23 protein-coding genes are annotated in these 19,971 nt (G+C 59.0%); 16 read left to right on the forward strand and 7 right to left on the reverse strand.

Going from position 1 to position 19,971, the window contains the following annotated elements; genetic code table 11:
• Positions 1–43: 43 nt before the first annotated feature.
• The gene (locus FHX16_RS11065; protein WP_183862934.1) at positions 44–1,351 is read right to left on the reverse strand and encodes an epoxide hydrolase family protein; all 1,308 of its coding nucleotides are present in this window, start codon (positions 1,349–1,351) and stop codon (positions 44–46) included.
• Positions 1,352–1,579: 228 nt separating this feature from the next.
• Between FHX16_RS11065 and FHX16_RS11070 the strand changes: the two genes are divergently transcribed.
• From FHX16_RS11070 to FHX16_RS11080, 3 genes are all read left to right on the forward strand, one after another.
• Positions 1,580–1,975: an Ohr family peroxiredoxin gene (locus FHX16_RS11070; protein ID WP_183862932.1), complete on the forward strand. Its 396-nt coding sequence runs from the start codon at positions 1,580–1,582 to the stop codon at positions 1,973–1,975.
• Positions 1,976–2,042: 67 nt separating this feature from the next.
• A complete protein-coding gene (locus FHX16_RS11075; RefSeq protein WP_183862930.1) occupies positions 2,043–3,074 on the forward strand; it encodes a DUF3095 family protein in 1,032 nt (343 codons plus the stop codon).
• An 81-nt stretch (positions 3,075–3,155) separates the two neighbouring features.
• Positions 3,156–4,046, forward strand: a complete 891-nt coding sequence (locus FHX16_RS11080; RefSeq protein WP_259128062.1) for a DMT family transporter — start codon at positions 3,156–3,158, stop codon at positions 4,044–4,046.
• 50 nt (positions 4,047–4,096) lie between these two features.
• Here the strand turns inward: FHX16_RS11080 and FHX16_RS11085 are convergent, their stop codons facing one another.
• Positions 4,097–4,258, reverse strand: a complete 162-nt coding sequence (locus tag FHX16_RS11085) for a hypothetical protein (protein ID WP_183862926.1) — start codon at positions 4,256–4,258, stop codon at positions 4,097–4,099.
• A 538-nt stretch (positions 4,259–4,796) separates the two neighbouring features.
• Here FHX16_RS11085 and FHX16_RS11090 point away from each other — a divergent pair.
• The 4 genes from FHX16_RS11090 to FHX16_RS11105 all read left to right on the forward strand — a co-directional run bounded on the left by FHX16_RS11090 (position 4,797) and on the right by FHX16_RS11105 (position 7,791).
• Positions 4,797–5,480 carry a VOC family protein gene (locus tag FHX16_RS11090; RefSeq protein ID WP_183862924.1) on the forward strand — a complete coding sequence of 228 codons (684 nt, stop codon included), beginning with the start codon at positions 4,797–4,799 and terminating at the stop codon, positions 5,478–5,480.
• A gap of 100 nt (positions 5,481–5,580) precedes the next feature.
• Positions 5,581–5,952, forward strand: a complete 372-nt coding sequence (locus tag FHX16_RS11095) for an NUDIX hydrolase (protein ID WP_246712625.1) — start codon at positions 5,581–5,583, stop codon at positions 5,950–5,952.
• 391 nt (positions 5,953–6,343) lie between these two features.
• Positions 6,344–6,763, forward strand: coding sequence for a cupin domain-containing protein (locus FHX16_RS11100; RefSeq protein WP_183756260.1), 420 nt, complete (start codon positions 6,344–6,346; stop codon positions 6,761–6,763).
• 65 nt (positions 6,764–6,828) lie between these two features.
• The gene (locus FHX16_RS11105; RefSeq protein ID WP_183862922.1) at positions 6,829–7,791 is read left to right on the forward strand and encodes an NADP-dependent oxidoreductase; all 963 of its coding nucleotides are present in this window, start codon (positions 6,829–6,831) and stop codon (positions 7,789–7,791) included.
• A 397-nt stretch (positions 7,792–8,188) separates the two neighbouring features.
• On the opposite strand, the gene FHX16_RS11110 is transcribed toward FHX16_RS11105, so the two are convergent.
• Complete coding sequence (locus FHX16_RS11110) at positions 8,189–8,716, reverse strand: YkgB family protein (protein WP_259128091.1); 528 nt, start codon at positions 8,714–8,716, stop codon at positions 8,189–8,191.
• Positions 8,717–8,932: 216 nt separating this feature from the next.
• On the opposite strand from FHX16_RS11110, the gene FHX16_RS11115 reads away from it, so the two are divergent.
• The gene (locus FHX16_RS11115) at positions 8,933–9,502 is read left to right on the forward strand and encodes a TetR/AcrR family transcriptional regulator (protein WP_183862918.1); all 570 of its coding nucleotides are present in this window, start codon (positions 8,933–8,935) and stop codon (positions 9,500–9,502) included.
• Between the two features lie 74 nt (positions 9,503–9,576).
• Here FHX16_RS11115 and FHX16_RS11120 read toward each other — a convergent pair whose 3' ends face one another.
• Positions 9,577–10,794 (reverse strand): NADH:flavin oxidoreductase/NADH oxidase family protein, encoded by a 1,218-nt coding sequence (locus FHX16_RS11120; RefSeq protein WP_183862916.1) that lies wholly within the window; start codon positions 10,792–10,794, stop codon positions 9,577–9,579.
• A gap of 112 nt (positions 10,795–10,906) precedes the next feature.
• Positions 10,907–11,347: a VOC family protein gene (locus tag FHX16_RS11125; RefSeq protein WP_259128095.1), complete on the reverse strand. Its 441-nt coding sequence runs from the start codon at positions 11,345–11,347 to the stop codon at positions 10,907–10,909.
• A 197-nt stretch (positions 11,348–11,544) separates the two neighbouring features.
• Between FHX16_RS11125 and FHX16_RS11130 the strand changes: the two genes are divergently transcribed.
• Positions 11,545–12,006 (forward strand): MarR family winged helix-turn-helix transcriptional regulator, encoded by a 462-nt coding sequence (locus tag FHX16_RS11130; protein WP_183862914.1) that lies wholly within the window; start codon positions 11,545–11,547, stop codon positions 12,004–12,006.
• Positions 12,007–12,025: 19 nt separating this feature from the next.
• Here the strand turns inward: FHX16_RS11130 and FHX16_RS11135 are convergent, their stop codons facing one another.
• Entirely contained in the window at positions 12,026–12,190 is a 165-nt protein-coding gene (locus FHX16_RS11135; RefSeq protein ID WP_183862912.1) for a hypothetical protein, read from the reverse strand.
• A 259-nt stretch (positions 12,191–12,449) separates the two neighbouring features.
• Here FHX16_RS11135 and FHX16_RS11140 point away from each other — a divergent pair, with 259 nt between their 5' ends.
• The 5 genes from FHX16_RS11140 to FHX16_RS11160 all read left to right on the forward strand — a co-directional run bounded on the left by FHX16_RS11140 (position 12,450) and on the right by FHX16_RS11160 (position 16,108).
• Positions 12,450–12,845: a cupin domain-containing protein gene (locus FHX16_RS11140; protein ID WP_183862910.1), complete on the forward strand. Its 396-nt coding sequence runs from the start codon at positions 12,450–12,452 to the stop codon at positions 12,843–12,845.
• 23 nt (positions 12,846–12,868) lie between these two features.
• On the forward strand, positions 12,869–14,188 hold the full coding sequence (locus FHX16_RS11145; RefSeq protein WP_183862908.1) for an epoxide hydrolase family protein: 1,320 nt from the start codon (positions 12,869–12,871) through the stop codon (positions 14,186–14,188).
• Positions 14,189–14,488: 300 nt separating this feature from the next.
• The gene (locus FHX16_RS11150) at positions 14,489–14,893 is read left to right on the forward strand and encodes a response regulator (RefSeq protein ID WP_183756270.1); all 405 of its coding nucleotides are present in this window, start codon (positions 14,489–14,491) and stop codon (positions 14,891–14,893) included.
• A gap of 383 nt (positions 14,894–15,276) precedes the next feature.
• Positions 15,277–15,636, forward strand: coding sequence for a helix-turn-helix transcriptional regulator (locus FHX16_RS11155; RefSeq protein ID WP_183862906.1), 360 nt, complete (start codon positions 15,277–15,279; stop codon positions 15,634–15,636).
• Positions 15,617–16,108 (forward strand): SRPBCC family protein, encoded by a 492-nt coding sequence (locus tag FHX16_RS11160; RefSeq protein WP_183862904.1) that lies wholly within the window; start codon positions 15,617–15,619, stop codon positions 16,106–16,108. The genes FHX16_RS11155 and FHX16_RS11160 overlap by 20 nt, the downstream gene beginning before the upstream one ends.
• Before the next feature lie 374 nt (positions 16,109–16,482).
• On the opposite strand, the gene FHX16_RS11165 is transcribed toward FHX16_RS11160, so the two are convergent.
• Positions 16,483–17,184, reverse strand: a complete 702-nt coding sequence (locus tag FHX16_RS11165; protein WP_183862902.1) for a GntR family transcriptional regulator — start codon at positions 17,182–17,184, stop codon at positions 16,483–16,485.
• A 120-nt stretch (positions 17,185–17,304) separates the two neighbouring features.
• Here FHX16_RS11165 and FHX16_RS11170 point away from each other — a divergent pair, with 120 nt between their 5' ends.
• Positions 17,305–18,819 carry an aldehyde dehydrogenase family protein gene (locus FHX16_RS11170; protein ID WP_183862900.1) on the forward strand — a complete coding sequence of 505 codons (1,515 nt, stop codon included), beginning with the start codon at positions 17,305–17,307 and terminating at the stop codon, positions 18,817–18,819.
• 152 nt (positions 18,820–18,971) lie between these two features.
• Positions 18,972–19,922 (forward strand): substrate-binding domain-containing protein, encoded by a 951-nt coding sequence (locus FHX16_RS11175; protein WP_183862898.1) that lies wholly within the window; start codon positions 18,972–18,974, stop codon positions 19,920–19,922.
• Positions 19,923–19,971: the final 49 nt, after the last annotated feature.

The raw sequence follows: 19,971 nt of genomic DNA on the forward strand, positions 1-19,971 counted from the left end.
CGGGGAAGGAGGGAGGCGCGCGCCGTGCACGCGCCTGAAGTGGTCAGCCAGATTTCCGCAAGCTGCGGAACCCGGTCCGCACTTCATCGACAAAGAGCTTGGGCTGTTCCCAGGCCGCGAAATGGCCGCCCTTTGCCACCTTGTTGTAGTGGATGAGGTTGGGGTAGGCGGCCTCGGCCCACTTGCGCGGCGTCTGATAAAGCTCATCCGGGAAGACACTCACCGCGACAGGTACCTTGACGCCCTTGGGCGCAAAGAAGGCGAGCTTGTTTTCCCAGTAGAGACGAGCGGCCGACACACCTGTGTTGGTCAGCCAGAACAGCGTGACGTTGTCGAGTACGTCGTCGGGGCTCAGACCTTCTTTCTGGCCGTCAAAGGAGCGGGCGATCAGTTCAAGGCTCCGGGCATCGTGGTCGAGCATGTATGTCGCAAGGGCGATCGGAGAGTCGGCCAATCCAGTCAGCGTCTGCGGTCGCGTTCCCATCAGGAAGGCGTAGTACACGTGCTTGTAGAAGAAGACGAGCTGGTCGTACGTGCTCCGCTCTTCGTCGGACAAGCCCTCCGGAGCAGGAGCGCCGGCAAAGGATGCGCTGTTGATCTCCACGGGAATTGCTCCGGGCATGTTGGTGTGGATGCCGAGCAGTTCGGGTGGGGCTTGTACGCCGATCATGTCGGTGACCACTGCACCCCAGTCGCCGCCCTGGGCAACGAAGTTCTTGTATCCCAACCGACGCATCAGGGTAGTCCATGCGGCCGCCACGCGCTCCGGTCCCCAGCCGGTGGCGTCGGGCTTTCCGGAAAAGCCATAGCCTGGCATGGACGGGATGACGACGTGGAACGCGTCGGAGGCATCACCTCCATAGGCAGTCGGGTCGGTCAGAGGGCCAATGATCTTCAGCTGCTCGACGATCGAGCCCGGCCAACCGTGCGTCACGACCAGCGGCAGTGCGTTTTCGTGCTTCGAACGAACGTGGATGAAGTGGATATCCAGGCCATCGATCTCCGTGAGGAAGTTCGGCACGGCATTGATCCGGGCTTCGACCTTGCGCCAATCATACTGGGTCTGCCAGTGCCGCAAGACCTGCTTGATGGTCTTCAGCGGCACCCCTTGCGAGAAGTCGCTCACCGTTTCTTTCTCCGGCAAGCGGGTTCGGGCCAGCCGATAACGTAGGTCATCAAGATCAGCTTCTGGAACGTTGACCCGGAACGGGCGGATCGCTTCGGGATCGCTCGCTGCAATAGAGCGGTCGGGGAACAGGTTTGCGATGCCGAGTGCGGCGGCGCCAGTTGCGGCCGCGCCTAAAAGCCGGCGTCGGTTCACGTCGATAACTTCGGTTCTGGTGGTGGTCATGGTCTCTCTCCTCGAGAAATGGCGATTGAGAGTCTGCACCGTTGTGCTGCCCTAAAAGCTACGCCGAGGAGGTCCGACGCTCACGTTAGGCGTTGTTAATCCTTGTTTGTTGGAGCGCCGCATCAATCAACGTCTAACAACGCCTAACGTGCGATTTCGGTCGTGCGGCAGTACCTCTGTTGGCAGCACAACGGTGCAGACACTCAACCAACACAGAGGAGTTTCGCCATGACACACAAGGTTCTTTTCACCGGTAAGACCCACAACACAAACGGTCGCGATGGCGGCGCACGCAGCAGCGATGGCCATCTGGACATCAAGATGAAGCAGCCACATCCGGCAGCCGAAAACCTGTTCGGTGCCGCCTGGTCCGCCTGCTACATGGGCGCTATCGAGTATGCGGCGTCGCTGAAGCACATCAAGCTTCCGGCCGGAGTCGCGGTTGACGCCGAGATTGACCTGAATCTGGAGGAAGGTTCGTACTTCCTTAGTGCTCGCCTCAACGTAAGCGTTCCTGGCATCGACCCCGCAGTGGCAACCGAGCTGCTGGATGACGCCCACAACATCTGCCCGTACTCGAAGGCAACACACGGCAATGTCGATGTCGTGACGACCCTTATGTGAACGGAAACCCGCCTGGTCTGCCGCTTTGGTGGGCCAGGTGGGCAAACCTTTGATGTAGGAGGATTCAATGGACAAGGCATTCCGACGACCCGAAGCCAGCCGTGATTTCGCCGAACTGCTGGACACGACAAGCTACACGCCCTTACCCGATGACTGGCTGATCGGAATCACCGACGTCGTCGATTCAACCTCGGCTATTGCCCGAGGGCACTATAAGGATGTGAATTTCGCCGGTGCGTCGGCGATTGCGGCGTTGGGCAATGCTTTCGGCAACTTCGACTTTCCATTCGTGTTTCGCGGCGACGGTGCAGCATTTGCCTTCGACCCTGGTGCAAGAGGCACCGCGATCGGCGTCCTGCGCCGCGTCGCGGGCTATGCGCGCGATCAACTGCGGCTCGACCTCAGAATCGGCTTGGTGGAAGTCAAGGACATACGAGCGGCTGGAAGTGACGTGAAGGTCGCGCAATTCGCCGCATCGGAAACAGCCACATATACCATGTTTGCGGGCGGCGGGCTGAACTGGGCTGACAGGGAAATCAAGGCTGGAAATCACGCGCTCCTGCCATGCGAGGACTACACACCCCCCGATCTGAAAGGATTGACTTGCGAGTGGGCACCCATCCCAAGTCAGCGTGGAGATATCGTCTCCCTTCTTGTTGAGCCGCAGGATCATACGCGGCAGGAAGCCTTCACCGTGCTGGCAAGGCAATTGCTCACTGCGCTCGGTGCGAGGGACGGCTCATCGCGCCCCGTTCCCAACGATGTCGTGATCACGGACGACGTCGCTGACTATCTTGGCGGAAAGGGATGGGAAGACGTCGTTCTGAACTCGGACTACAGGAGGTACGACGATGTCCTTCGCCTGACCCTGGACTGTACGCCAGAGCAGATTGAGGACATTGAAGCGCTCCTGGCCTCGGCGAAAGATCGCGGTGAGGTCTATTTCGGAGTGCATCGTCAGTCTCACGCGCTGATGACCTGCCTCGTGCCGACCGGTGCTCCGGGCGCCCATTTGCACTTCCTGGACGGGATGAGCGGTGGGTACACGGCCGCTGCCGCATTGCTCGAGGCACAAAAGCATACTCATCAACCGCGCTGAAGTGAGCGTCAAAAATCGGCTTTAGACGCCGAAAATCCAAAGATTTATGACCACCAAGTTTCTCGAACATTAGAGATATTTATGACCCTTGACCGTTTCGCGCCAGCCATTTTTGTATTCCTTTGGTCGACTGGCTGGATCATCGCCAAGTACGCGGCGCTTCACTCCGAGCCCTTCACATTTCTCACGATCCGCTATGCGCTGTCGGCGGTCGCCTTCTTCACCATCTGCCTCGCCATCAGGACCAAATGGCCCAGTGGCGCATTGGCGTGGCGGGCAGTCTATTCCGGCGTTTTCCTACACGGCTGCTATCTCGGGGGCGTCTGGTGGGCGGTGGCGCACGGCGTTCCTGCCGGCATCTCTGGCATCATTGCCGCAATGCAGCCGCTCCTGACGGCCATGGCAGCCAGCTTCCTCATCGGCGAACGGTTACGGTCGTCACAAACGGCGGGTCTGGCGCTCGGCTTCATTGGTATCGCTGTGGCCATCTCGCCAAAGCTCATGCAACCCGGCGTGTCCGATCTCCTTCATGCTGGCATTCCGCTCGCCGTCAACCTGGCTGCGATGTTCTCTGTCACCTACGGGACAATCTACCAGAAGAAGCACCTTCAAAATGGTGACCTGACCGCCATCGCGACGTTGCAATATCTGGGGGCATTGGCCCTTACCGTTCCCTTTGCGCTCACCTTCGAGACGTTTCGGTTCGACGGTGCCGTAGAGACCTATCTTGCTCTTGCCTGGTCGGTGTTCGGAATATCGGTGGGCGGCATTGCCTTGCTTCTCTATTTGATCCGCCGGGGCCAGGTTTCGCGCGCTGCGTCCCTGATCTACCTCTGCCCGCCTACGGTGGCGGTCCAGGCCTTCATCGCATTTGGAGAACCTCTTACCCCTCCACTGATCGTTGGCACGGCAATAGTGGTTGCCGGGGTCTACCTTACCAATCGGAAGGCACCTCGCGCCGTGAAGGCATGACCTGTTCTGCGCGCAGCGGCTATGGGCCACTACGCGCAGAGAATTTTCAGCTAGCTTTCCGCAGGCTTCGCAATCCTGTCCGAACCTCGTCCGTGAAGAGCTTCGGCTGTCCCCAAGCCGCTAAATGTCCGCCCGAAGGCGTAGTAGACATGCTTATAGAAGAGCGCGAGCTGTTCGTAGGTTGCCTTCTCCTTGCCAGATAGATCGGTCAATTGCTCGTCCGAGCTTTGAATCGGAAAGGTCTGATGGCCCCGCTGTCCGCGGCGGACACGGCACTTTTTCGAATGCCGACGAAAGGCCACTAGCCATCCGCAACTCCAGGATCGTTGTATTGACGAAACTCGCCGCCTAGAATCCCGGCCCATGTTTCAGGGGTATGGGGCGTGATCACGGAATTCGCAGGTCATGTCAGGGAGAGAAACCGGAGCATCATGGTCGAGCGCGAAGTTGAACGCCCTGGTTCGCCGGACGGCGGAAGCTTCTGGCGGCACCACCGGGCTCGGCCGTAACCGGGATCGCGATGAACTTCGGGTTTTTCGAGCTCGGCCGATTTGCTGTGTACTATCGGCAGCAGTTGGGGAAGCCCCCTCGACTGCGTTCGCGCGAGTGAGGGGTATCGGTTCTCTCAGGAGAAAGTGTCCTCAGGTGACGGTCGACCCGCCCGCGTAAAGTAGGTGTGTCGCCCAAAAACGCCCCAGAGCTGTCGGGACATATGCGCTCTTGCAGCTCATCCAACCAAGGAGACTCCACATGAGTAATACCGAGGTTCGTAGCGAGACTTCACAGCCTACCGTGGTGCGCGGCGTCGACATGAAGCTGGAAGTGGTCGTAATCCCCGTTGCCGACGTCGATCGAGCCAAGAGCTTTTACGCCGGCCTTGGCTGGCGGCTAGACGGCGACTTCGTCGCAGGTAACGACTGGCGCGTGATCCAGTTCACGCCGCCCGGTTCGGGATGTTCGGTCATCTTCGGCAAGAATGTTACATCGGCTGCGGCCGGCTCCGCGCGGGGCCTATACCTGATAGTCTCCGACATCACCGCGGCGCGCGAGGAACTGGTGGCACGCGGTGTGCGGGTCAGCGAAGTGTTTCATGCAGGACAAGAGCAAACGGGCAGCGACGAGCCGTACCTTTTCGGGAGCCGGAGAGTACGCGGCCGTGATCCGGAGCGCCGCACCTACCGGACCTACGCTTCGTTCAGTGATCCTGACGGAAACGGTTGGTTGTTACAGGAGGTCACCAATCGCTTGCCGGGACGCATAGACAAGGGCGGGGCGACCTTCGTCTCCTCTGGCGAACTCGAGGCCGCGCTGCGACGGGCATCGGAGGCGCATGGCGAACACGAGAAACTGACCGGGCAACACGACGAAGGCTGGCCAAGCTGGTATGCGGAATACATGGTGCGGGAACAAACAGGGGAGCCTTTGCCGACCTAAGCTCGGTCGATCTTTCTCTGTCCTGACGGTCTGATGTTCGGCTGTTCCGGCTTTGCGCGGAGGCCTTGTCGCGAATCGGCCTCCGCGCCATGTTTGTGCAATGGAACAGCCGGATAGATATTTCTCAAAGCTGACGCCTTATGCGTACAGGGTTTTCCAAGGCGACTTGGTGGAGCAGGTTGGGGCGCTTTGCTACCGGAAATCTCTCCGCGGTATCGAGATCCTTCTCATCACAACCCGTGAAACAAAGCGATGGACCATCCCCAAGGGATGGCCAGTTGACGGCACAAAGCCGTACCAAGCTGCGGAGCGGGAGGCGTGGCAAGAGGCTGGCGTCAGGGGAAAGATCAGAAAAAAGACGTTTGGTCATTACAGGTATTCGAAGTATCTGAAGGGCGACGAGCCTGTCACTTCGGTCGTCGGCGTTTATCTGCTCGAGGTCAGGCGGGAGCGCTTGCAGTTTCCGGAGTGAGGCCAGCGAGAGCTGATTTGGCGGCATCCGAGAGAAGCGGCGATCCTGGTGAAAGAACCAGAACTCAAACATTTGATCTCCAAGTTGGGGCGAAAGTGGCAAGCCAGACTCGCTAGCACCTGATCAGCCGTCCTTGCCGGCCAGCGGTTCCGACCAAAGTGGCAGGACGCGCATGGCGAGCGAGAAACGCCCGATTTTGGTGTGACTTCGATGGCCTGGGCTGCGAAGTTAGGCTACATTTCCGACGCACCCTTGAACTTTGCCCTCCAATTCGGAATCGCCGGAACAGTCCTTCGGGGTCCTTCGTGGTGCATCAGCACGTTGCCTTGGCCAAAGGCAACGCTCAATTGCTCGCGCTCGGGCGAGCAATGAGCGAAGGAGGAGCGGAAAAATGTCTTTACGCAGGATTTCCACGATCGTCGCAGTATGTGTCGCCGCACAATTCGCGCATCCGCTTGTTGCCTCGGGTGGCGAACTTGAAGAAGTCGTCACCGTTTTCGAACACGAATTGCCCAATAGCCCTGGCAAAAAGCTCGTCGCTCTGGTCGTCAATTACGGACCCGGCGGCAAATCCGACGCGCATACTCATGCCAAGTCGGCGTTCATCTATGCACGCGTCCTGTCTGGCTCTATCCGCAGCAAGGTCAATGACGAAGACGAGAAGGTCTATAAGGTGGGGGAGCAGTTCTTCGAGCTACCTGGATCGAAGCACAAGGTAAGTGAGAACGCGAGCACGACTGAGCCTGCCTCGCTTCTCGCCGTTTTCATTGTTGAAGCAGGAGACGAGCCGCTGACGTCCGCCGAGAAGTGAGGTCCGGATCGCAGTAGGAAGTCGACGCTTTACGCATAGCGACCCGCAACCGGAGGACAGCCCAGATGTCAGATGGCCCGCAGCGCTTTTCGGGAGAAGTATGGCGCATTCACGAATTCGGCACGCCCGATGTGATGAAGCTGGAAGAAGTGGAGGTGTCCACGCCCGAAACGGACGAGGTGATCGTGAGGGTATATGCTGCGGGCGTCGGACCATGGGACGGATGGATTCGCTCTGGCAACAGTGCGCTTCCCCAGCCCCTCCCTCTCATTCTTGGCTCCGATATATCCGGGGCGATCGTCGCCGTCGGACGCGGCGTCGATCACTTGCAAATCGGCGATCAGGTCTACGGCGCGACGAACAAGCGGTTCTGCGGCGGGTATGCGCAATATGCGGTCGCCAAAGCCTCCATGCTTGACAAGAAGCCGGCATCGATCGCCCACGTGGCTGCAGCGTCGCTGCCAGTTATCGCTGTTACGGCGTGGCAAGCGTTGTTCGACCAAGCCGGTCTGGTGCAAGGTCAGACGGTATTGATCCATGGGGCGGGGGGAAACGTCGGAGCCTTTGCCGTCCAGTTCGCCAAACACGCTGGACTGAACTCGATCTGCACAGCTTCGTCGGAGGACATCGAGCGGGTTCGCTCATTGGGAGCAGGGCGCGTAATCGACTACACGGCAACACGCTTCGAGGAGGAGGTCCACGATGTAGATGCCGTGATGGATTTTGTGGGCGGAGAATCCCAAACGCGGTCGTTCAATGTGCTGAAACGCAGTGGAGCATTGATTTCGGCCGTGTCCATGCCGGACCAGGCTCTCGCGGAACGACATGGTGTGACAGCGAGGTTCTTTCTGGTCGATGTTTCCACCGAGAGCCTCCGGCGGATCTCTACCCTCATTGACGAAAACGCCCTCGAGGTAAACGTCGGCGTTAAAGTTCCATTCGAGCAAGCACGGGATGCCCATCTTATGCTTGAAGGCCAACTCCCTCGACCCAAAGGCAAGATCGTGCTCGTAGTCGATCCAACGTGAGCGCGAGGAGTGCCCCGAGCCAATGGAGGCCATCCGCCATGCATGTGGGCAGTGTGTCGAGAGACGACGTAGGCGATCTTGGCGCATTCGGCCAGAGCGAGAAATCGTGCGGGCCTGCGTTGTGACACCAGTTCGGTCGCAGCGATGAAGGTGCAGATCGATCCGTGGTTCATCGCGAACCCGAGGAGGAAGCCCAGCGCTCCAATCAATCCGAAAATCGCCCACGTCTCAAAGAGCGCGCCAATGCCGTGGGACAATTCGTTCACGGTACCAATCCTCCATACCATCAGTGAAGAAGATCGCGGTGGCACAATGGCGCGCATTTCAAGTTTATTGAATGGCGACGCCCCGAAGAGGGCGCTCGCTTTAAAGGCTGGTATTCAAAGCTCGTTGGCCCTCAGGTTCGCGTGAACCGGATTGCGATAAGGGAATCCATCGCAATCCAGAGCGACAGTGCTAGAAGACCGACGTCCTTGAGAAGGAACTGGCCTGGCGCGACCGAGATCGCGGGGAACCCGAGTTCCGGGACGACCACGCCTGGGGTTGTAATCATGAAACTGATCGTGGTGACGAACAGGCCAGATGACAGCACGCCTCCAACCAGCGAGTAAACCGGGCTGACAAGCCTCGCGGCTATAAGTGCTCCAATGCTGATTTCGAGTATGCCGAGGAAGCTCGAAAAACCTCGCACACTCAGGATTGAGTACATCCAGCTTACCAGCGGGTTGTTGCTGACCAGATCCACAAGGCCTTGCGCCTCGTAGGCGGTGAATTTCATGCCGCCGAACCAAGCGTATATGACAGTGATCGCTACATAAAGGCCAGCTGTCGTTGCCGTACGCGCGTAAGTCTCTGCTAAATGCTGGATGCTTTCGATGCGCTTCGATTTCGGCTGAATGCCGATGTGTTGAATAATTTCGGTCATTTTCTTCTCCCATTGGCTGATGATAGCGCCGAGCTTTCGTCTCGCTCGAGTTTAACGATACCGATTTGTATCGTTCGGAGACAAATACTACCGATCTGTTTCGGTAGCGAATCACGAATCCGCGACTAGGCCGGCGCCTGGAACGCCGCAACGGTATTGCGTCGGCTTCCACGAACGACTATTTAACGATACAGATCAGTTGTGAAAGGTAGGGCAATGCGGCGGTCGGAGATCAAGAACCATTTGCTGGAGACCGCTCTGCGGCTTTTCAATGAGTATGGATACCACGCGACTGGCATCGACTTGATTGTCTCGGAAAGCGGCGTCGCTAAAACCACCCTTTACCGGCACTTCGAAACAAAGGAGGAGCTGATCGTCGCGGCACTGGAGCGGCGCGACGAAGCAGATCGTCGTGAGATGCGCGAGTTCGTGGAAACGTGCGCAAAGGATCCCGTCGAGCGAATTCTGTCGACGTTCGACTTTCTGGAACAATGGTTCAAGGACAAAGAGTTTAGAGGTTGCGGCTTTATGGCTGCTGCGGGAGAACACAAGGACATCGCCGATCCCGTGTTTCGAGCTGCGGAGATGCACAAGCGTCTGTCACTCGCATACTTCGAGGAGCTCGCTCACGCGGCGCGATTCCGTGACCCTCGGCGTGTGGCGGACGAAATCAACCTTCTCCAGGAAGGAGCAACGGCCGTAGCCCAAATTACTCGCTCGGTGGAGCCTGCCCGCCAGGCGAAGCGGATGGCAACGGCGCTTACCGCGACGATAGAGCGCTGTTAGCCAGTACTCAGGAGCCGCGGCACATCGAGAGCGGGTGGTCGGTGATGGGGCGGCGTGAGCCCGATGTAGTCGGGTTAGCTTGTTCTAGCTGCATTTTCGAAATGAGCCGACCACTGTTCCGTTCGCGCTTCGTCGCGGGCTTTGTAGGCCTGGATTGCCCGTTCGAGGCCAAGGAAATCAGATGTTTCCGTGTTGGTGCCGATCTCAGCCAGCCGCATTGTGTACCATGCTGTAACCCCACCCTCCGGGGCATCCGAAAACTTTGGAAAGGCTGGCTCCGATTTCTTTTGTTCTTTCCAGAGATTGGGCAGCGAAGGTTCGAGGACGAGAGCACGCGCGAGACCGACCATATCAACTGCACCGCTCGCCACGGCGTCTTCGGCCTGCGCGCGCGTCTTGAAGCCTCCTGTCAGCATAAGAGGCTTCGTCATCATAGCGCGCGCACGTTTTGCGAATTCGAGGAAATAGGGTCCACGTCCGGACCTGTCGGAAGCGGACTTGGCTCCAGGAAAGTAGGTCCCACCGCTGATGTCGATCAGGTCGATCGAGGTTCGGTCCAACGCCGCCACGACCTTGAGCGCGTCTTCCTCGTCGAATCCTCCCTCCAGTTCGTCAGAAGAATTGAGCTTAACGGCAATCGGGAAGCTCGGTCCGACAGCGGCGCGGGTTGCATCGATGGCTTCCAGCAAGAGCCGCATACGGCTGGCGATCGCGCCCCCGTACCCGTCCGTCCGCTTGTTAAACAGAGGCGAAAGAAACTGACTGAGCAAAAACCCATGTGCCGCGTGAATCTGCACACCTCCAAAACCAGCCTCCTGCGCCAACCGGGCTGTGGCCGCAAATTGTGATGGCAGTTGACCTATTTCCTCGGATGTTATTTCCACGCAGCGCAGTCCCGGCAGGTCGAAAGCAGTCGGCCCCTTTGGTTTGCTGGTCGGTGCGTAGGCAAGCGCTCCTGCGTGGCCGAGCTGTAGCCATAAGCTTGTGCCGTTTTCGCTGCCATGAAGGGCAAGTTTCCGGAACCGTTCAAGGTCCGACGCTTCGTTAAGTACCAGGTTGCCAGGGTTCTCGGCGTAGCCGGAGGTGAGCTGCACTTCGCCGATTATCGAGACGGCCAACCCACCTTCGGCCCAGCGTTGATATAGCCGCGTCTGCGCAGCGGTCGGATGGCCAGTTCCGTCCCCTAGGGAGTCCGACATCGCGGATTTCGCAATTCGATTGTTCAGTGTCAAACCGCAAGGCAGCGGAAGCGGCTCGAACAGAGGTCCATTCGTTTGCGATAGAGGATCCACGACAAATTACTCCGGCGTTTATTAGTTATCGACGAAAACGAGTTGCACAACAACTTCGGTGCTGCGCTTTTGCTGGGAGGCGTAACCCCTACGCCTCCCGTCGTGCCAGCAATCAGAGCTCGTCCGGTCCTGCGCGGTAGACGAGAAACTTATTGCCCTCAGGATCACGGAAATAGGCACAGTAAGGGTCGGCGCCATTCTCGCCTCGCGGACCGGGAGCACCTTCGTCTTGGCCACCGAGTGCCAAGGCTGCCGCGTGGACTTCCTCAACCTGGGCGCGGGAACGGGCCTCGAAAGCCACCATGCCACCGTTGCCGACAGTCGCTGGTTGTCCGTCAAACGGCTTGATGACGCCGAACTCAAGGGTCCTGTGGCCGTAATAGACGGCACGACCAGGCTGGACCAGAACGCGCCCGATGCCGAACACGGAAAGCAGTTTGTCGTAGAATGAAGAAGCGGTTTCCAGATCGTTTGTGCCAACGGTCGAATGGCTTGGCAAGCCGTGCACTCTGTCCGTTTCGACGGCCGTTTTACTCTTTGCAGTGTCGTTCATTTCAGTTCTTCCTTTCACTCTTGGTCGAATGGCTGCATCTTTTGCGGCCGATGGCTCCAAGGCATCGACGGTCCTCCGAACCGGAAGAGACCAGGTCATTTTTGTCTGCCTTGGAGGGTCCAGCATCCATGCTCAGGTTGAAGATATGTTGCGTATACACTACATAAGTTACCTCTCGAGTTTGTGGAGGTTGAACGATGGATGATCGAATTGATCCCGAGTCGTATATCGTTGGCGAAGTCGTATCCGGATGCCTGATGACCAGGGCCAGGCGCATCTCCAGGGTGGTAACAAACATCTATGACCAGGAACTGCGGAACCATGGCCTGACCGCATCCCAGTTCTCCATGCTCATCATGATTGCAAAACTGGGAGGTGCCAGCCGCTCGGAAATCGGCCGTGCAAATTTCCAAGACCGGACGACGTTGACGCGCAGCCTCGCACCGCTCCTCAAGGAAGGCTGGATCGAGGAGCTTCCGACTAAGGGCGGCCGCAGCCGTCCGGTCGTCATTTCCTCTGCCGGGAAGAAGCTTCTCAGCGAGGCGGCTCCCGCTTGGCGCGAGGCGCAGCGCAAAGCAACCGCTCTTGTTGGCAACAATGGTGCAGAAGCAATCATTGACATAGCCGAAAACCTTCCAAGGGAGGACGAACCGACATAAGGCCGCTTGTGGCTGCGCTCTAATTCGCGGCGTGGATTTCCGCCACGACCATGCGGCGAAGCGTGATATCGGGGGTTAGGTCAATGTAACCGATCTCGGTGGGGTTGTCCGCGGAAGCAGCGCCGGCTCCGACGGTAGCGGTGAGCGCGACCGAGAAAAAGAGTGGTATAGAGCGTTTCAGCATCTCAAGGCTCCTTATGGTATGGGGTGGACGCCAGGCCAATTTCGATGCGTCCGTTATGATGCATATGCAACATAATATCAACATCGCAGGAACCTCCGCAGCGGACGATTTTGTATTGGATTGTATCCAAACGTGCGCCGGACGACGCTTCGTTACATTTCAGTCGCCTCGAAAAACAAACCGGATACCGAATGGCCTGATTTTGGGTTGCAAGCACGGTGCAGTCGCACGAGCTCATTATCAACCAAGGAGCAATCCAATGAACGCACGACGTATCGTTTCCGCGGCTCTGGTTATCGCCGCTTTCGCCTTCCAGATTGCAAGAGCCGATCAGCCTGAAATTCGACGGACGGACTTGGTAAAGGAGGACATCAGCATTTCCGGCAAGGAAGCCGTGCAGGTGCGGGTCGACTTTGATCCAGGCGCATTCGCGGTAAACCACCGGCACCCTGGCGAGGAGGTGGCCTACGTTCTTCAGGGAACACTCGAGTACAAGCTTGAGGGAAGGGAAGCCGTTACACTGAAGGCGGGGCAATCCCTGTTCATCCCGGATGGTGTTGCCCATTCCGCTCGAAACGTGGGGGATGGCAAGGCGTCGGAGCTGGCGACTTACATCGTCAGCCGGAATGCTAAGCTCGTTGAACCTGTGAAGTAATTCACCAGAAGGGAGGAAATGTCATGACCCTGATCGCAAAAACCGCTGCCACGGATCTGTCTCGCCGCGCTCTCTTGTTTGCGGGAACGGCTGCCGCTCTGTCCACTGCGATTTTACCGTCGTTTGCCAATGCGACGGAGCCCAGAATGGCCAAAGCAGGTTCCACAGGTGAAATACGACCGTTCAAGGCTGAGGTTCCGGAATCTGCGCTACTCGATTTGCGGCGGCGGCTTGCGGCAACGCGCTGGCCGGACGGGCAAACTGTCACCGACCGCTCCCAGGGCGTTCCGCCGACCAGACTGTGGGAACTCGTCGAATATTGGCAGACCGATTACGATTGGCGGGACGCCGAGACTAGGTTGAACGCATTCCCGCAATTTCTGACTGAAATCGACGGGCTTGATATCCATTTCATTCACGTTCGGTCCAAGCATCAGAACGCTTTGCCGTTGATCATGACACATGGCTGGCCAGGTTCGGTTTTCGAACTCCTCAATGTCATTGGACCGTTGACCGATCCGACTATGCACGGCGGCAAGGCCGAAGACGCCTTCCATCTCGTGCTGCCGTCCATCCCCGGTTTCGGTTTTTCGGAAAAGCCGAGCGTGACCGGATGGAACCCGCAGCGCATCGCGGGCGCATGGGACGTGCTCATGAGGCGTCTCGGTTATAGCAGCTACGTCTCCCAAGGCGGTGATTGGGGAGCAATTATCTCCGATGCGCTTGGTCGCCAGGCTCCTGAGGGCCTCCTCGGCATTCACGTCAATCGCATCGAACGGGCAACAACGTTCCCACCGGACGCTGCCCAGGCATTGAAGAGTGGTGCTCCAGCGCCGGCTGCTCTCTCTACCGACGAGAAAAAGATCTTCGGCGAAGCAAGGGATTTCCTGAACAACGGCTTCGGGTACGCGGCCATCATGAACACCCGTCCGGAGACTGTCGGTTACGGCATAGCCGACTCGCCAGTTGGGCTTGCTGCCTGGTTATACGACAAGATCGCCGACTGGGTATTCACCCGCGGTGAGCCAGAAAAAGCGCTGTCAAAGGACGCGATCCTCGACAATATCACCTTGTACTGGCTGACCAACACGGGGCCGTCCAGCGGCAAAATCTATTGGGAGAACACGGTCTCAGGCGCAAAGCTTACAGCTATTCAGGTGCCCGCTGGCGTGACCATCTTTCCCGGAGAGGTGTACAGGCCGCCGAAGGAGTGGCTGGTCAGGGCGTATCCGAAGCTGATCTACTACAACCGAGCCTCCAGGGGAGGTCATTTCGCGGCGTGGGAAGAACCCAACCTGTTCAGCCAGGAGATCAGGGCGGCATTTATTAGCCTGCGATCTTGAAGGGGGTCGCCAAACTGCGCCGCGCTCTCGGGCGACATTTATCGCTTCCTTGACTAACCTCGTCGCGAGCGGATTTCAGCGGGAAGGGGACATCGTGCATTCCGTAGCTCAACAGCTCTTAGATCTATCCGGTGACATGCTTTCAGATGTCATGCCATTCGATCCCAGACTACCGACATGCGCTTCATCTCGCATCCTCACACAACCAACCGCCGTTCCGTTCCGGTAAGCAACAACCCTTGGAACAAGCCTGGGGCGACAAGGGTTAATCCTTCGATAGGACAGTTCGGAGAAGACACCATGTCGTTCAATGTACTAATCGTCGAAGACCAACCGCTCGTGGCGCTCAACCTGCAGGACACGATAGAGGAACTCGGACATCGTCCTGTTGGGATCGCGAGCAACATGTATCAGGCACTCATGCTTGCCACCGACGCGGACATGGCGCTCGTGGACGTGAATCTCGAGGATGGCCCTACTGGACCCATTGTCGGGCGGACATTGGTGGAGGCCGACGTGACGGTGCTTTTCATGACCAGTGATCCAGGTGCGCTTCGAGGCGGAGTGCCAGGGGCGCTGGGAGTGATCCAGAAGCCGATTTTGGATTTGGAACTCGTGGAAGCGATCCAGTATGTCGCCGATCGGCGAGCTGGTCGAACGGACATCCCGCCACCGAAGAGTCTGGTCGAGTTTGATGCGGTCTGACGACAATCGGGAGTCCGCAGACCGGCTTGCGCCCGGATGGAAGTGGTTACCTTCATGGAGGCCTCCTGCCTAGCGGTATTGCCGGGCATCGTTGGGCCATCAAGCATTGATCACGCCATACCCCTCCCGGAGCATTGCCAGTCAATACGGTCGACGACATGAGAACTTTATAGGCGATGGCCATCTTTATCTCTTCGAATCCGCCGACGTAGCAGTCCAACTTGGGCTGAAGCTGATTGCCTTCTGGAGGCAACGTCGACCTTCCGTGGATCGGCGCTGCATCGCGCAAACGCCAGCGTCCGCCGCTCCTCGCAACTCATCGCCTGGCGACCAACCTCGGTCCCCTTGCTCGAAGCCGACCCGCGTGATATAAACTGAACTAGATGGTTCAGTTTTCAGCTAGCCTTGACACCTGCTTTGCCGCGCTCTCGGACGCCACCCGACGCGGCGTTCTGGAACAGCTTGGAAGTGCGGATGCTTCGATCACGGAGCTTGCAAAGAAGTTCCACATGACCCTCACAGGCATGAAGAAGCACGTCGGCGTCTTGGAGCAGGCGGGGCTTGTGACAACGGAGAAGGTCGGCCGCGTGCGGACCTGCAGGCTCGACCCGCTCGGGCTCGAGGAGGGGGCGGCCTGGATTGAAGCGCGCCGCCAGATCTGGAACGCACGCTTCGACGCGTTGGATGAAGTCGTCGAGACCCTGAAACGGAAGGAGAGAATCGATGGGCTACAGAGCGAGTAACGACCGCACCGGGGTCGAACGGAGGTCCGAGCGCGAACTTGTCGTGACGCGCACCTTCAACGGTCCGGTTCGCCTTGTGTTCGACGCGTGGACCAAGCCCGAGTTGTTCAAACTGTGGTGGGCGCCGAAGTCGTGCGGCGTGCCCATGCTTTCGTGCGAGATGGATGTGCGCACCGGAGGCAGCTATCGCGTCACGTTCGGACATGATGCCTCTGACTCCATGGCCTTCTTCGGCAAGTATCTGGAAGTGTCACCACCGTCGCGCCTCGTCTGGACCAATGACGAAAGCGACACCGCTGCCGTCACGACTGTGACCTTCGAGGAAAAGGATGGCGGAACGCTGCTAGTCCTGCAAGAACTGTATCCCTCGAAAGAAGCGCTCGACGAGGCTTTCGTCGGCATGGAAGACGCGATGCCAGAGCAGTTCGCGCAGTTGGATGAACTTCTCATCTCCCTTGGCGCCAGCGTCTAAAAGTGCCGCCCTTCAAGTCGATCGGCCATGTCATCAAAACGGCACGAAGTAGGGAGCCGGTGCAGTGGGACTGCCTGATGACGTCGGGTGTTCAGCGCGACGTTTGATTTCCGATTCCCGCAGATTGCGGACTATTGCAAAGTTAGAAGAGGCTTCAAAGCGTCGAGCAGGGCATTCGGATACGTCGCCGCATGACGAAAACGGACGGCGTACAAGAACGAGGCAGATTGCCAACGCCTCCTTGAACGGCTCCGCCATGCGGTCTCCAGGAATAGCTATCGATCGCGACAGCCGCGCAACGACTCGCTGATGCAACGTCCGCGACCTCCGCTCCCCACAACTCACCCCGCACAGCGCGTAACCGCTGCGCCGCATCATTCGAAAAGGTCGGGATGATCCGCTTCTATTTGCGGTAGGTCTGACAGGATGCCGTTGAGATGCGCGCACATCGCGGATGCCGCAGCATCGGCGTCGCGACTGTCGATGGCGGTGATGATGGCCTCATGCTCGGCGATCAGCCGCATCATGGAATCGGGGTGGCGAAGCTGGAGATTGCAGACGCGATCCATATGGGCTTTGATGTCGGCAATCGCATTCCAGGCAAGGCTACAGCCGGCGCCTTCCGCGATTGCGATATGAAACTGCTCGTCCTCGCGTCTGAATGCGTTGTGGTCATGGGCCTCCATGGCAGCGGTCTGCCGGGCAAGAATTGTGTCGATCCGGCGCCGTGTCCAGCTGTCGAAACTGTCGCTGGCGCGACGGACAACGGCGGTCTCAAGCGCTTCGCGGACGAAGCGCGCCTCCATCATCTGCCGCGCCGAGATCCTGACGACCACAGTGCCCCTGTTCGGGCGCACATCGACCAGCTTTGATTTTCCGAGCGCGATGAGGGCCTCTCGCACGGGTTGGCGCGAGACGCCCATGCGTGTGGCGATATCCTGTTCCGACAACCGCGTGCCCGGGGCCAATTCGAGCTTGATGATCGCCTCCCGCAGGTCGCGCTCGACCTGTGCTGCTGCGGTCTCGCCGGTCTCAATCTTCAAGGATTCAAGGTTCATGTCTTTCGTCGCCGTCATGCGTTGACATCCAATTTAAACCACCATACAGTACCATACAATTCAAACGCAACATAAATCCGGTGGCTCAAAACCGGGTAAAAGGGAGGGCCGGCACGATGCGTCGGCTTGCAGGGTAACGTGCTGTCCAATTTCATTGCGCCTGATTCCAGTGATCCGCGGCTGAACATTAAATCCCGCTACCAGATGCTTGTCGATGGCAAGTCGGTGGATGCCGCATCGGGCCGTACGATTGACCGCGTCAGCCCGGGGCATGCGGGTGTCGTGGTCGGTACATGGCCGGAAGCCTCGGCTGACGATGTGCGCTTGGCAATCGCGGCTGCGCGTCGTGCCTTCGATACAGGTCCCTGGCCGCGCATGTCGGGCGCGGAGCGCTCGCGCCTGATGTTCAAGGTAGCGGACTTGATCCTCAAGCGCCAGGAAGAACTGGCCTTGGCCGAGAGCCTGGAGGTCGGCAAGCCGATCGCCCAGGCGCGCGGCGAGATCGGTTTTTGCGCCGACCTCTGGTCTTACGCCGCCGGTCAGGCGCGTGCTCTGGAAGGGCAGGCGCATAACAATATCGGCGACGATCGCCTGGGTCTGGTGCTGCGCGAAGCTGTCGGCGTCGTCGGCATCATCACACCCTGGAATTTCCCCTTCATCATCGCCTCCGAGCGCGTGCCGTGGGCGATCGGCGCAGGATGTACCGTTGTCCTCAAGCCGTCGGAATTCACCTCGGGAACGTCGGTCCGTATGGCGGAACTGGCACGTGAGGCCGGCATTCCCGATGGCGTCTTCAACGTCGTGACCGGCTACGGCGATCCGGCCGGCCAGGTGTTGGCCGAAGATCCCGGCGTCGACATGGTTGCCTTCACCGGCTCCGTGCGTGTCGGGACCAAGCTTGGCGAGATCGCCGCGCGCAGCGTCAAGCGCGTCGGGCTGGAGCTCGGCGGCAAGGGTCCGCAGATCGTCTTTGCCGATGCGGATCTCGAGGCCGCCGCCGATGGTATTGCTTACGGTGTCTATCACAATGGCGGACAGTGCTGCATTTCCGGCAGCCGATTGCTGGTCCAGGAAGGTATCCGCGACGCTTTGATGGAACGCCTGCTCGATATCTCGCGCAAGGTGACTTTCGGCGATCCCTTGAACGATCGCACGAAGATCGGGGCGATGATATCCGAAGCCCATGTCGGCAAGGTTCATTCCTATGTGGAAGCCGGCATTGCATCCGGCGCCGAGCTGCTGCTCGGCGGCGAGCGCGTCGGCAAGGAGGCCGGCATCTATTACGCTCCCACCGTGTTTGCCGGCGTGAAGCCCGACATGTCGATCGCCCGCGAGGAGATCTTCGGACCGGTGCTTTCGACCTTGACCTTCAAGACCGCGGACGAAGCCGTAGCGCTCGCCAATGCCAGCGAGTTCGGCCTTTCCGCTTCGGTCTGGTCCACCAATCTCGAAAACGCCATGCAGAGCATCCGCCGCATCCGCGCCGGCCGTTGCTGGATCAACAGCGTCATCGACGGCACGCCGGAACTGCCGATCGGCGGCTACAAGAAAAGCGGCCTCGGCCGCGAGCTCGGCCGCTATGGCTTCGATGAATATTCCCAGTTCAAGGGCGTGCACGTGACGTTCGGGCGACCGGCGCCGTGGTTCGGCTGACAGGGAACAAAGGGATAGGGCGTTTCTGCTTTTGGGAGAAGGCGGGACGTCTGGGAGGAAAATCTCGGCCGGCGTGATCTTTGGTCGGAGCCCGCCAGCCGAGACTTGGGTCTTTCGACCCCGCATTGCACATCCAAAGGGAGGATACGCAAATGAAATTGACCAGGTTGAAAACCGCAGCACTCGCCGCGGGTATCGCCACGATGATGACATCTACGGCATTAGCCGCCGACGTCAAGGCAACGATGATCATCTATCTCGATCCGAGTGTCCAGTTCTTCAACCCCGTGGTGAAGGGCGCGAAGGATGCGGCGGCACAGTTCGGCGTCGATCTCGACGTGCAATACGCAAACAACGATCCGGTTCGCCAGAACGACCTGATCGAGAGCGCCACGGCAGCAGGCGTCGATGGCATCGCTGTCGCCATCTCTTCGTCGGATGCCTTCGACGAAAGCATCTGCGCGGCCGTGAAGGCCGGCATCGTCGTCATCGGTTTCAACAATGACGACCTCGAAGGCGCGAAGGGCAATTGCCGCCAGGCCTATGTCGGCATGAACGAGTTCTCTTCCGGCTACGAGCTCGGCAACCGGATGATCAAGGAATTCGGCTTGAAGTCCGGCGACGTCGTTTTCAATCCGCGTGAAATTCCCGAGGCGAGCTTCGCGGTCGCGCGTGGCGGCGGAATCGAGAAGGCGATGAAGGAAAACGGCATCAAGGTCGAGACGGTTCGCGCCGGTCTCGATCCAGCCGAGGCGCAGAATATCATGGCGCAGTTCCTGATCGCCAATCCCGGCGTCAAGGCGCTGTTCGGAACGGGCTCTGTCACCTCGACGGTCGGTGCCGGTGCCATCAAGGACGCTGGCGTGAAGATCCCGTTCGGCGGCTTCGATCTGGCAGTCGAGATCGTTAATGCGGTTGAATCCGGCGCGATGTTCGCGACCATGGACCAGCAACCCTACCTTCAGGGCTACTACCCGATCGCCCAGATCGCGCTCTCGAAGAAGTACGGGCTGACGCCGACGGATGTCGACACCGGCCAGGGCGCCTTCCTCGACAAGTCGCGCATCAGCTCGGTCAAGCCGCTGATCGGCAGCTTCCGCTAAACGCGTTTCGTGGGAGCCTGCCGGTGATGCCGGCAGGTTCTCCGTCTTC

Source organism: Rhizobium sp. BK661 (assembly GCF_024808825.1).
Classification (GTDB): Bacteria; Pseudomonadota; Alphaproteobacteria; order Rhizobiales; family Rhizobiaceae; genus Rhizobium.